Origin of the sequence: Halomonas almeriensis (genome assembly GCF_030409235.1) — a bacterium.
In the GTDB taxonomy this organism is placed as follows: domain Bacteria; phylum Pseudomonadota; class Gammaproteobacteria; order Pseudomonadales; family Halomonadaceae; genus Halomonas; species Halomonas almeriensis.
The window spans coordinates 75785-88700 of sequence record NZ_JAUFPO010000004.1; the positions used below are offsets into that span (position 1 = coordinate 75785).

At 60.9% G+C, this 12916-nt stretch carries 9 protein-coding genes; 3 read left to right on the forward strand and 6 right to left on the reverse strand.

The window, feature by feature from the left end; translation table 11 throughout:
* Positions 1 to 41: 41 nt before the first annotated feature.
* Complete coding sequence (locus QWY74_RS01875; RefSeq protein ID WP_290313661.1) at positions 42 to 938, reverse strand: LysR family transcriptional regulator; 897 nt, start codon at positions 936 to 938, stop codon at positions 42 to 44.
* Between the two features lie 143 nt (positions 939 to 1081).
* On the opposite strand from QWY74_RS01875, the gene QWY74_RS01880 reads away from it, so the two are divergent.
* From QWY74_RS01880 to QWY74_RS01890, 3 genes are read left to right on the forward strand one after another with little or no spacing between them, the layout of a single operon-like run.
* Entirely contained in the window at positions 1082 to 1891 is an 810-nt protein-coding gene (locus QWY74_RS01880; protein WP_264823778.1) for a sodium/glutamate symporter, read from the forward strand.
* Positions 1831 to 3945, forward strand: a complete 2115-nt coding sequence (locus QWY74_RS01885) for an amidohydrolase family protein (protein ID WP_290313662.1) — start codon at positions 1831 to 1833, stop codon at positions 3943 to 3945. Before QWY74_RS01880 ends, QWY74_RS01885 begins: the two co-directional genes overlap by 61 nt.
* Positions 3932 to 4927: a CobW family GTP-binding protein gene (locus tag QWY74_RS01890; protein WP_264823776.1), complete on the forward strand. Its 996-nt coding sequence runs from the start codon at positions 3932 to 3934 to the stop codon at positions 4925 to 4927. Before QWY74_RS01885 ends, QWY74_RS01890 begins: the two co-directional genes overlap by 14 nt.
* Here QWY74_RS01890 and pdxR read toward each other — a convergent pair.
* The 5 genes from pdxR to QWY74_RS01915 form a co-directional block, all read right to left on the reverse strand.
* Positions 4865 to 6334, reverse strand: coding sequence for a MocR-like pyridoxine biosynthesis transcription factor PdxR (gene pdxR, locus QWY74_RS01895; RefSeq protein WP_264823775.1), 1470 nt, complete (start codon positions 6332 to 6334; stop codon positions 4865 to 4867). The two genes, QWY74_RS01890 and pdxR, sit on opposite strands and share 63 nt — an antisense overlap.
* Before the next feature lie 124 nt (positions 6335 to 6458).
* Positions 6459 to 9380, reverse strand: coding sequence for a molybdopterin-dependent oxidoreductase (locus QWY74_RS01900; RefSeq protein WP_290313663.1), 2922 nt, complete (start codon positions 9378 to 9380; stop codon positions 6459 to 6461).
* Positions 9377 to 10216: a hypothetical protein gene (locus QWY74_RS01905; RefSeq protein WP_290313664.1), complete on the reverse strand. Its 840-nt coding sequence runs from the start codon at positions 10214 to 10216 to the stop codon at positions 9377 to 9379. Before QWY74_RS01905 ends, QWY74_RS01900 begins: the two co-directional genes overlap by 4 nt.
* A gap of 93 nt (positions 10217 to 10309) precedes the next feature.
* Positions 10310 to 11617 carry a TRAP transporter large permease gene (locus QWY74_RS01910; RefSeq protein WP_264823772.1) on the reverse strand — a complete coding sequence of 436 codons (1308 nt, stop codon included), beginning with the start codon at positions 11615 to 11617 and terminating at the stop codon, positions 10310 to 10312.
* A 234-nt stretch (positions 11618 to 11851) separates the two neighbouring features.
* The gene (locus tag QWY74_RS01915) at positions 11852 to 12901 is read right to left on the reverse strand and encodes a TRAP transporter substrate-binding protein (RefSeq protein ID WP_264823771.1); all 1050 of its coding nucleotides are present in this window, start codon (positions 12899 to 12901) and stop codon (positions 11852 to 11854) included.
* Positions 12902 to 12916: the final 15 nt, after the last annotated feature.

Here is a 12916-nt window from a genome sequence, read left to right on the forward strand (position 1 = left end):
AGGCCGGGTAGGCGGCATCGACCAGTCGCCTACCCGGCGGCCTATGCGAGTCGACTGGCATGGGCCTCGATGAAGTCGGCAAAGCGTTGCTGGGCGGCTGTCATGGCGCCTGTATGCCAGGCCGCCTCCGTCACCAAGCACTCGGTAGTGTCCTGAATGGCCAGTGGCGTCACGCCCTTGCGAATATAATTTCTGGCACATTCCAGGTGAATGGTGACGCCGAAGTTGGCAGCCACGAAACCGAAGATCCCCTCGCTGTTGAAGGTTTCCTGAGCCACTTTCGGCAGGAAACCGGCCGACATGCAGAGGGCATCGAGGTGTCGGCGGAAATGCTTCCAGCGTTCGATGGAACCGACGATGAATGGCTCATCGGCCAGTTCCCTCAGATCGATGGCCGTTCTGGTTGCCAGCCTGTGCTCGTCGCTGACCAGGGCGATGAAGCCATCGTGCTGGATGGTCTCGGTCCTGATCTCGGATGCGGTATTGGGGCCCGTGACGAAGGCAAAATCGATATGCCCATCATGCAACTCCTGGAGTTGTTCCTCGGTTGAACCGAAGGAAAGGTCGAAGTGAATATCGGGGTGCTGAGCCTTGAACACTTCGAGCAACTCGGGCAAGCGACCGGTGATGGCAAAGTCCGTGTATCCGATACGTAGCCGCCCTACCTCGCCGAGCCCTGCACGACGCGTCTTGAGTACGGCTTCATCGAGCTGAGCGATGCAACGACGGCATTCCTCGAGAAAGATCTGTCCTGGTTCGGTCAGTGTGACGTTCCGGTTGTCACGCTCCAGCAACTGCTCGCCGATGGCGTCTTCCAACTGTCGAATGGTACGACTCAGCGCCGGCTGCGCCATGTTGAGTCGATCGGCGGCTTTCCGAAAGTGCAACAGTTCCGCGACCGCCTGGAAAGCGTGGAGGTGGCGCATCTCGATCCGCATAATGATGCCTGTAGAGCATCAAATATTTGATAATTGATATTATACAGGTCACGTCAGCTTGCCTAGTTTTGAAATGACGGGGTGGTCGAGAGGGCCATGCCAAGGTTCAGCATCCTAGAACAAGCATAATGCGAGAGGTCGATATGCAAGATACGTTTCCCGGTGTGATCGCGTTCGCGATTCTGGCCGGCATGCTGCTGCTCGGCAGTGTGCTGCGCAATCGTGTGGCGCTTCTTCGCAATATGTTGGTGCCGTCGAGTATCGTCGGTGGACTGTTGGGCTTCGTGCTGCTGTCACTGAGCTGGATTCCCGGCTTTGCGCCTGACGACTTCACCGCCTTGACCTTTCATTTCTTCACTCTGAGTTTCATGTCGCTGTGCTTGACCGGCAGCAGCCGACAGCCGTCTCTTGGCGGGGGCGGCATTGTGCGCGGCGGGATCTGGTTGACCCTGATATGGACGATCAGCCTCGGCCTGCAGGGTGTGATCGGTTACCTGATGGTTCGCGGCTATGATGCCGTGACCGGTGCCGGTATCAGCGAATGGCTTGGTGCCCTGGTGACGCATGGCTTCACTCAGGGGCCTGGCCAGGCCCTGACCTACGGCGGACTCTGGGAAGAGGATCATGGCATTGAACATGCCGCTCAGGTGGGACTGATCTTCGCTTCTCTGGGTTTCCTGGTTGCCTTTGCCATCGGCGTGCCCTTGGCCAAGCGCTTCATCGCGCAAGGGGCCAATGCCAACAAGGCCTCACGGCTGGACGATAACTTCCGAAACGGCTTTTTCGACGACCAGCAGCGCCCCGAGATGGGACGGATGATCTCGCATCCGGCAAGCCTCGACTCGTTGGCCTATCACCTGGGATTGCTGGCTGTCGCCTATGTGATCACGCATTGCTGGCTGCTTTTCATGCAGGTGTGGTCGCCGGGGCCGAACCCTGGGGCATCAATCTGAGCGTGCTGTTCAGTCATAACCTGTTCTTCCTGCACGGGCTGGGTGTCTGTGTCTTGATGCGGCTGATCATCGACAAGGCGGGGCTGTCGTCCTATGTCGATGACGAGAGCCTCAAGCGCATTACCGGCTCATCGGTGGATTTCATGGTGGTCGGCACGCTGATGAGCATTCAGTTCTTGGTACTTTATGCGTTGCTGACGCCGATTCTGCTGGTCACCGTCGCCGTGACGGCGGTGACTCTGATCGGCTGCCTGTGCATCGGTCGACTGAGTGGCCAGTTGGGACACGAAAGGGCCCTGACGTCCTTTGGCTGCTGCTGTGGGTCGACGGGGACGGGTTTGTTGCTGTTGCGCATGATGGACGCCGACTTCAGTACTTCGGTGCCCAAGGAGCTGGCCTTTTTCAATCTGGCCATCATCATTACCAACTTTCCTATCCTCTTCGTTTTTGCTCCGCTGGTGCCCACATTGGGAACATGGGGCTATATCGCCGTCTTTGGCGGCACGGCGCTCGTGTTCCTGGCCGTGGGGCCCGAGTCGTCCATGCCGTCACTGGACGATGTCATCCTGGATGAGCGCTTTGCAGACCGGGTGATCCTGCCGGGGTTTGTCGAGGGACATAGCCACGCGCTCGAGGGGGCAATGTGGAACTACCTGTATCTGGGGTATTTTCCCCGTCATGATCCCGACGGTCGTGCATGGGAGGGCGTCAGATGCATGGCGTCGGTACAGGAACGTCTGCGTGAGCAGGCCGAGAAGATGCCGGATGGAACTCCCCTAGTGGCCTGGGGCTTCGATCCGGTCTATTTCGAGGGCGATCGTCTTGCCCGTGGCGTGCTGGATGGCGCCGTGGCGGATCGGCCGGTGGTGGTGATACATGCCAGCCTGCATGTGATGACGGTCAACACGCGCATGCTGCGGCTGGCCGGCCTCGAGGCACATGCCGGCATCGAGGGCATCATGCTCGATGATCGAGGCGTGCCGACCGGGGAGTTGCAGGAGATGGCGGCGATGCATGCCATCTTCGAAGCGCTCGACATGAATCTGTTCGAGGCGGTGGCGGCGCCCGACACGCTGCGCCGCTATGGTCGAGTCGCCTGTCATGCCGGTGTGACCACGATCACGGATCTCTACAACCCCTTTACCGATGACGGGCTCGAGGCCCTGCAGCAGGTCACGGCCGAACCGGACTATCCGGTTCGCCTGGTGCCGGCGATGAGTGGACTGGCCTGGTCACTCGACGAGGGAGTGGAACGGCTGCAGGCCTGTCGCGGCCTGGGCAACGACAAGCTGTATTTCGGGCCGGTGAAGTTGATGACCGATGGCTCCATCCAGGGGTATACGGCGCGGTTGAAGTGGCCGCACTACCATGATGGACACCCCAACGGGATCTGGAACGCGCCTCCCGAGGTGCTCTATGACATGGTGCAGGCCTACCAACAGGCCGGCATTCAGGTTCATATCCATACCAATGGCGACGAAGCGGTGGAACTAATGCTGGACGCCCTGGACGAGGCGCTCGCATTATGGCCGCGCGCCGATCATCGCCACACCCTGCAGCATTGCCAGATCATCGATCATGCCCAGATGCGTCGCGCCGCGCGACTGGGCCTGTGTCTGAACATGTTTGCCAATCACATCTACTACTGGGGCGATATCCATTACACCCGCACGCTCGGTCACGAGCGCTGTCAACGGCTGGAGCCTCTGGCCTCGGCGAGTCGCATGAAAATTCCCGTGGCGCTTCACAGCGATGCCCCAGTGACGCCGCTGGGGCCGCTGTTCACCGCATGGTGCGCGGTGATGCGCCAGACCGCTTCCGGTGCAAGGCTGGGTGAGCACGAACGAGTTTCAGTGGAGCACGTGCTGGAAATGATTACCCTGGGAGCCGCTTATACGCTGCATCTGGATCATCTGGTGGGCAGCCTCGAGATCGGCAAGTTCGCCGACATGGTAGTACTCGAGGAAGATCCGCTGGCGTGTGCGCCCGAGCATCTCAAGGATATCGGGATCCAGGCCACCGTGCTGGGAGGTCTAGTACATGACAAGGGATGACGCTGCCATACCAGTGACGGTGATCGGCGGATTTCTCGGTGCCGGCAAGACGACCTATCTCAATGGGTTGATCGCCACCGGGCTCCCCGATGATTCCTTGTTGATCGTCAACGATTTCGGCGACATCAATATTGATGCCGAATTGATCGACTACCGGTCCGATCGGGTCCTCGAACTGAGCAATGGCTGTATCTGCTGCACCCTGGGGGGAACGCTTGCCGAGCGGCTGGCCGAGGCGTTGCGCTGGTGGCGATGCCTCGGGGCAGTCTTCATCGAGGCCAGCGGCGTGGCCGATCCCGCGCGCATCGCCGATCTGGCGCGTGTTTCTCGACGCCTGGTGCTCGAGGACGTGGTCTGCGTGGTGGATGCAAGCCAGGCCGACTCTCACGCTGCGGATCCCCTCATCGGGGATCTCCGGGGGGCACAGCTTGCCGCTGCCACTCGAGTATTGCTCAACCGAGTGCCTGGGGGGGAGTGTCATCGAGACGAGACCCTGTACGCGTGCTTGACACGACTGGCCCCCGGCGTTGAGCCCGAGATCATGCCCGCGCCTCCGGGCCGGGAAGAACACGCGGCGCCGCGGATATCATCCCGCCAGGCGATCACGCTACCTGCCGAGGCGGCCGGAATGGCTCGTCATGCCGGAGCCTGGGTGTCGGCAACCGTGACGCTGGCCGATCCGGTCGATCCCGACTGGTTGGCAGCCGTGTTCCTCGAGCACGCTGATGCACTGGTCCGTGCCAAGGGCTTCGCGGAGCGCCGTGATCGTGCCGGTGTGCAGATCGTACCGTTCAGTGGCGGGCGGCTCGGCTGGCAGCCTGCGTTCCGCGTGCCGCCTCGGTGTCAACTCGTCTGTATCGGACGGCGCGGGCCAGGGTCCACGGCACTGCTCGAGGCATTGCGACAAGCGTCGGTTGTCTCACGAGCGTACCGCCTGGGGGATGAGCGCCGCGAGGCGCTCGATGCCCGGTTCGATTCGTGATTCGGGAATCGCCGAGAAGCCCAGCCGGAAGTATTCGCTGCGAGGGGTATCGAAGAAGTGGATATCGCCGCACTCGATGAGGATACCCTGCTCGGCGGCGAGACGCTGCAGCTCGTGGCAGTCCAGGCCCTCCGGCCCCCTGACCCAGAAACAGGACCCCCCGTAAGTCGAGGGCACCGAAGACTGTGGCATATGGCGAGCCAGGGCGTCGCCCATGCGCTGCCAACGACTGTGGAAGACCTGATGGGTGTGTCGCAGCAGGGCATCGTGGTAGCCGCGATCGAGGAAGAGTGCCACGGCGCGCTGGTTGTTGGTCGGCGGGTGGCGGAGCATGAGGCGGCGAAGGGCCCGCGCCTCGCGAATCAGCGCCGGTGGTCCCACCATGTAGCCGAGCCTCAGTCCAGGGGCCAGGGTCTTGGACAGGCTACCGACATAGATGACCCGGTTGTGCCGGTCGAGGCTTTTTAGGGCCGGCGTCGGGTTGTCGAGGTAGTTGGTCTCGCTCTCGTAGTCATCCTCTATGATCAGGAAGTTGTCGATCTCGGCCATGTCGAGCAGTTGGCGGCGACGCTCCAGCGGCATGGTTACCGTAGTAGGAGCCTGGTGGCTGGGGGTGACATAAACGAGCTGACAGTCACGTAGCGCTGCATCGAGACACATGCCGTTTTCATCCACGCCCAGCAGATGAAGATCGTCTGTGAAGGTGCGGGCGATGTTGTGCATGTCGACATAGCCAGGACTTTCCATGCCGAACCGCCGGCCCTGCTTTAAGAGCAGCATGCTGGCAATCCAGAGCGCTTGCTGGGCGCCGATCGTGACCAGGATCTCCTCGGGGTCGGCCCACACTCCGCGCCGAGGCAGCAGCCGCTGGTGGATCTGCTCTATCAGCAAGGGGTCGTCGTCATTGAGGTGATCGGTCGACCAGCTGCGAATCGCCGGCACGCTCATCGAATCGCGACTGCATTCTCGCCAGTGCTGGGTGGGAAAGAGTTCGGGGTCGATCTGTCCATAGATGAATGGATAGTCGTACCGGTGCCAGTCGCTGGGCTTGTCGATGGTCTGTTGCAGCGACGGGCGCATGGTCAACAGTTCCTCCCAGGGGAGGCGGTCGGCATCGATGTCATTGAGCCGTTCGGGCTTCTCGGCACTGCCTTTCAGGATCTCGGGGTTGACGAAATAACCGCTTCGGCTCTTGGCGATGAGGTAGCCATCATCGAGCAATTGTTCATATGCCAGCATCACCGTGTTGCGGGCGATGTGCAGTTCCTTGGCGAGTTTGCGGCTGGAGGGCACGGCCTCGTCGCGAGGGATATGGCCATCGAGAATGCCCCGGGCGATCTGTTCGCGGAGCTGTTGTTGCAGGCTTTTCGCAAGGTCTGGATCGAGATAGAAGAGTAGCTGGCTCATACAGGGCTCAGGACGGTCCGCGGTGAATCGATACGCTACATGTCGGCCCCCGATCATGCCAAGTCCATGGCGGGACTGCCAGCGCTTCCCGCATGGTTCTTGGGGTCTGCGCCCCGGAGTGCTCTCATGTGTCGGCGGTGGCTCGGACCCGACAGCGATGCAGCTTCAGGTTACTTTGATGGGAAATGGGGTCGAGACGACCGTCGGTGAGTTCATTGACCGACCCCCATGGGGCGAAGGGCTGCCGGGTATCCCAGCCGATGGGGATGAAGATCACGTCCGGGTGAATCCCCGATGTTACCCAGGCCCGGGCCTCCAGGCGCCCGCCGGGCGATTCGATGATCAGTGGCTCGCCTTCCCGGATGTCCTTGCTGGCAGCCTTGTCGGGATGAATCTGGCAGTAGAGGTCCGGCCACATCTCCTGTGCCTGCCAGAAATAATGGGTCCAGGAGTGGAAGTGCGAGGCGGTGGGGCGCCCGGTCACCAGTTGTGTATCCCACTCGACTTGCTCATGTTTCGGTGATGCCTGCAAGGTGACATGCTCGGTGAGAGTCGGCGCGTGAAAGAAGGGGGACAACTCGGCGGGCCGGCCATCGGAGGCAACGTGAGGGTGCCCCGAGGCGGCTTCTGCCTCGGTATAGAAATATGGCAGCGATGACAGGCCCAGCGAGCGAAACTTGGCTTCGATGGTGGCGTTCCAGAATTCCAGCTGGCCGCTGGGTGTGGGGAAGCGCTTGCCCGGTTCGCTGCCGAAGGCGGTGGTACCTTCCAGGTAGAGGGTGTCCGGCTCGGGGGTATTCTCGTCGGCCACGGGGATGCGAATCCAGCGATAAGGGGTCGACGTCAGGCGTTGCATGGTGACGCCTCGCAGTGTCGGGGTGGCCTGCCGGAAGACCTCGTCCCAGAACACCGCCGGGTCCTTGTAGCGATCCTGGAGGACCGACTGGAACCCCAGTCGCTTGCCGAGCTCGACCCAGAACCAGTGGTCCGAGCGAGCCTCGCCGGGTGGGTCCATGAGACGCTCGTTCCAGACAACTCGCCGATCTTCCGCCAGGCGGCTGATGCCCCCCTTCTCGACACCGGTAGCGGCGGGCAGGACATAATCCGCCAGTGCCGAGGTCTCGTTGAAGAACAGATCTATGTGGACCAGCAAGTCCAGTGACTGAAAGGCCTCCTGGACCTTGTGCCGGTTCGGCCACTGGGCGGCGGGGTTGTTGCCGGTGATCAAACCGCGTACGGCATAGGGCTTGTCCTCCAGCATGGCATCCAGCCATTGGCGTGGACTATTGCCCAGCGCGGGTCGATCGATGGAAGCCTTGTGCTCGTCCGGGACCGGGATGCGCCCCCAGTCGGGTTCCGATGCCACATTGAAGAAGCCTCCCCCGCGACGCCCCCAGTTACCCGTTATGGCCGCCAGGAACATGAGGGTTCGATTGGCCTGCACGCCATTGCTGTGCTGGTTGATGCCGCGACTGGCAAAGATCATGCAGCCGTCGGCATGGGCGATGTTTCGGGCCAGGTCGCGGATACGTTCGATGTCGAGGCCGGTGATATCACTGACCCATTCGATGCTGTAGTCCTGCCGGCGGATGAAGTCGCGCCAGGTTTCCCACCCCTGTACCCATTGCCGGCAGAACGCGAGGTCATGCCAGTCGTGGCGAAATATCTCGTGAATGAGCCCCAGCGCCAGGGCCATGTCGGTGCCGGGGCGTATCGCCAGCCAGTGATCGGCCTTACTGGCGGTGGCTGTCAGGCGTGGGTCGATGACGATCATTCCGGCCCCACGGCGGAGCCGCCAGTCATTGACCATGCCGAAGTTGACCGGGCGAGTTTCGGCCTGGTTGTCGCCGAAATACACGTGCAGCGCCGCACTGCCGATATCCTCCGGTGTATAGATGTTGGGCTGGCAGGTGGAGCCAAGGGTCAGTTCCAGAGCCATGACCTTGCCCGCATCGCAGAAGGGTTCGGTCGTCAGGAAGTTAGGTGTTCCCCACATCTGGGTGAACATGGGGACATAGCCCATGATATTGAGCACACCGGTCCGGGTTCCCATATGGATCGCCAGCGATTCGCTGCCATCACGTTCGCGAATTTTCTTGAGGCGTTCGGCGATATCATCCAGGGCTTCATCCCAGCTGACCCGCTCGAACGTCTCGTTGCCGGGAGGACCACGACGCTTGAGGGGATGCGTCAGGCGGCTCGGGTTGCGGTAGAGTTGAAGCGTCATCTGCGATTTCGGACAGATGCGTCCCTGGAAGACGGGGTCCTCGTCATTGCCGAGAATTTGCACGACCTCGCCGTCTTTCATGCCGAACTTGAGGGTGCAGCCGTTGAAGCAGATATGGCAGCCTCCCGGCTTGATGTTGTCGGGCTGCTGATCGTCGAGCTTGCGGTAAGGGATTTGCACCCACTTCGACGTAGGGGATGGATTCGACGGCGCCGTGACCTGAACAGCGGGCGGGTGCTTGTCGGCCAGGGGGTCCTTCGGCGTTGTCTCCTCGGATTTCTTGTGTCGATCCAGATAGAGGGTGGCGGGGCCCTGCAGGAAATGGTCGTTATCTCGCACGGGTTTGTCGGCTTCATGAGCCAGTTCCAGCAGTTCCTCCCGCTCGCCGAAAGTGATGGCACGCGTCGGGCAAACACTGGCACACGCCGGCATTTCACCGTGGGCCCGGCGCGGTGCGCAGAGGTCGCATTTCACGGCATGGTTGTCCACCGGATCATAACCCATGGCGCCATAGGGGCAGGCCAGGACGCACTCTCCGCAGCCGGTGCACAGCGACTCGTCGACGCTGACCACCCCGGTGTCCGGGTCCTTGCTCAGTGCCTTGGGAACCACGGGGCAGGCTCTCAGGCAGGCCGGTCGCTCGCATTGCTGGCAAGTCACGGTGAGGAAGTCCAGCTCGGGCAATGAGGGATCGCCCAGCCACATGACCTTGTTGCGGTATTCGTCTGGACCCAGGCCGTTGACCTGCTTGCAGGCCGCCTCGCAGCTCTTGCAGCCGGTGCAGCGTTCCAAGTCGATGCTCAAGCAGAGCTGGCTCATGTATGCCCTCCCCAGGTGGCCAGGTGCCACCAGTAGATAGCGTCGTCGCCGGCGACATAGCCGGCGAAAAAGATAACTGTCAGGACGTGGACGACGATGCCGAAGACGAACAGCAGAGCGACGAGAATATGCAGGCGACGCCACAGCGACAGAGCTCGACCGGCTCGGCGGCGTGCGCCCACGAGTCGCGACTCCCGGGCGGCCAGGCGTGCATAATTCAGCGTCAGCAATGGGTGAGCCGCCGCATGCTTCAGGTTCGGCGAGAACAGGGCTTCATCGGCTTGTGGATCCAGACTCTTCAGAAGATGGGTCTTGGCCGCGATGATGCCGGCCAGCTCGTGTCGTGTCGTCGTCGTCGTGAGCGTGAAGCTGGCTTCTCTCGATCCGAACTGACGCGAGAATTGCCGAGACAGGAAGACCCGAGCCACGATGCCCTGATAGATCAGGAACAACAGCAGCACATAGAGGATGCCCGGCATGCTGAGGAGACGTCCCGCGGCGACATGCAGGCTGACGAACACGAAGCCGGCCATACTGGCCAGGACGTGTGCGGCGAACCAAAAGGGTGGGCTGGCCGACAGCGAGCTGCGTTTGGTGAGGCTGAAAAGCAACGGTGTCATCAACAGAAGGCTGCCGATCATGGCGACCAGTTGCAGCCAGGGCAGGCCCGGTCGTTTGCCGAGGAAATCGTTTACCTGCAGAGTCACTGTCAGCACCAGAACCAGCGTAATAACTGCCAATCCCTGCGACAGGTGTCGATGAGAGATTCTCGGCGGGATGTCGGGGCGATCATAATGCGACATGTGCTCGAGCTCCATGCGCCGTGTCGACGCCATGCCGGGAGGTCCTTGTCGGGCCCCTCCACGGTCATCATGAAGGGCAGCGAGTCATGCCGTAACTCGCCGCCCCTGTGCCAGGACGGAGGGCCGTCAGTCGAAGAATTGTGGCAGCCAGGTGGCTATCTCGGGGAACACAAAGATCAGGCCCAGGCCGAGTAGCTGCAGCAGCACGAAGGGCCCCACGGATCCATAGACATCCCCCCATCCGACATCACCGGGCAAGATGCTTTTCAACCAGAACAGCACGAAACCGAAGGGCGGCGTCAGATAGGCAATCTGGATATTGACGATGAACAGGACACCGAACCAGATCTTGTCGACGCCCAGCAACTCGATGATCGGCAGGAACAGCGGCGTGCACAGCATGATGATGGCCCAGTCGTCCATCACCATCCCCAGCAGCAGGATGATAAACATCATCAGCAGCAGGATGCCGGTCGTGCCCCCCGGCATCGCCAGGACCATGTTGGTAATCAACTCCTGGCTGCCCAGGGTGTTGAAGATATTCAGGAAGATATTGGCCCCGATCAGGATCCAGAGCCCCATGCCGGTCAGCTTCACGGTCGTGCTCAACGAGTCCTTGAACACTTGCCTGGTCAGGCGGCCATTAAACAGGTTGATCACCAGGGCACTGGTAGCACCGAAAGCGGCGGCTTCGGGAGGTGTGGCGATGCCGCCCCAGATGGTACCCAGCACGATGAGAATCAGCAGTATGAAGGGCCAGATACCCAACAGAGACTGGGCCTTTTCACGTCGGGAAAACTTCTTGTCGGCAGGTAGTGCCGGGCCCATTTCCGGTTGCAGCTTGCAGCGAACGCCAATGTAGATTGCGTAGAAAGTGGCCAGCATCAAGCCCGGCAATAGACCGGCCAGAAACAGTTTGCCGATGGAGGCGTTGGCCAGGAGTCCGTAGAAGATGAAGGGCACGCTGGGGGGAATCAATGCCCCCAATGCGCCGCCGGCACCGATGGAACCGATGGCGATCTTTCGACTATACGAGTACTTCATCATCGAAGGGTAGGCGATCTGTCCCATGGTGATCGTTGCCGGTGGGGTGATGCCGGTGACAGCGGCGAAGATAGTACTGACCTTCACCGTGCCGATGGCCAGGCCGCCCGGGATATGGCCGATCAGCTTGTAGACGGCATCATAGGCCGCATCGGCTATGCCCGAGTAACGAATCAGGCTGCCCATGAACAAGAATAACGGCACCGTGACCAGCACGGGGTTCCAGGGGGTGGAGTAGAAGGCGCTCGGTATGGCCAGCAGGGCACGTGGCTCGACCATGGCAGCGAATACCACCGCGGTGCCACCGAGCGCGAAGGCAACGGGCAGCCCCAGGAACATGGCGCCAAAGAGGCACGCGAAGTAGAGGAGCGTGATGATTTCCAGACTCATTCAGTGACCTTCCTGGTGAAAGTTATTGAGCAACCAAGTCCATATCAGTCGTTGACACGAAAAGGTCTATGACATGGCTTCTTGTCCAGAAACGGAAATCCATGCCTTCGGTGGGTGAGGTGGTCAAGTATCTGAGATCCTGGCTTGTGAAGCGGTTCGGAAGCGTGACAGGTACGCCTGCCCCGCGAGTGACGGGGCAGGCGTATAAGCCCTGTTGACCGGGCGAGTGCTCGGTCAGAGCTTACCCTTGTCCTTCATGAAACGCTTGAAGATCTCCACGCCTTCCGCATTGCGCTCTGACATCGCGGCGATTTCCGGCCAGACTTCCTCGATGGAGAACTCACGCATACGATCGATTTCTTCATCGCTGAAGTTGATGACCTCACCACCTTCATCCCGCAGGGACTGCAGTGCGATATCGACCTGCTCAGCATGCATCTTGCTGGTCTCGAAGTAGGTCTCCTTGAAGACACTATTGATCTGTTCACGCTGCCAGTCGGTCAGTGCATTCCAGGCTTCGAGATTGACGAATGTCTCCTGGTGCTGGGCGGGGTTCCATCCCGGCTGAATGGCATAGTCGACGACCTCGTTGAAGGACATGTCATCGATGCCACCGGTATCCCAGTAGGTTCCGTCGATCGTTCCCAGGCGAATTGCCGTGTAGATGTCACCGGCCCCCATCGAGACGGCCGTGCCACCCAGTGCTTCGTGGAACAGGGCCTGAGGTCCGCCGGCACGCATCTTCTTGCCTTTCAGGTCCTCGAGTTTCTCGACGCGGAAGTTGGTGAACATGGCGTTCGTGCCCTGGTCGGTCCAGCCGACCCAATGGAGTCCGCTCTCATGGGCGGCCTCTTGGACCAGATCACCAACGCGATAGTCCTCGCCCCACATGACTTCCCAGGCTTCCTCGGGACTTTCGGCTCCCATGGGAAGACCGAAGGCCAGCATGCCTTCCGGCAGGTCACCACCATAGACCGTTGCCCAGCCGGCGTAGCCATCGGTCATGCCGGAAGCGGCGGCCATCAAGGCTTCGTCACCACTGGTCAGAGAGCCGGCCGGCCGCAACTCGATCTTGACCGTGCCTTCGGTGGCTTCCTCGACGGCTTCGATCCAGGGAATCAGGCCATTGTCCCAGCCGGCATCGGAGGAGTCGAAAGCAGGCTGCAATACCCATGTCGTCACTTCATCGGGTGGTCCATCGGACTGGGCCAGGGCCTGGTTGGCTGTCATGATTCCGGCACTGATCATGGTCATGGTGAAGATGGTGCGTTTTGTCATTGTCATGTCGTCTATCCTTCT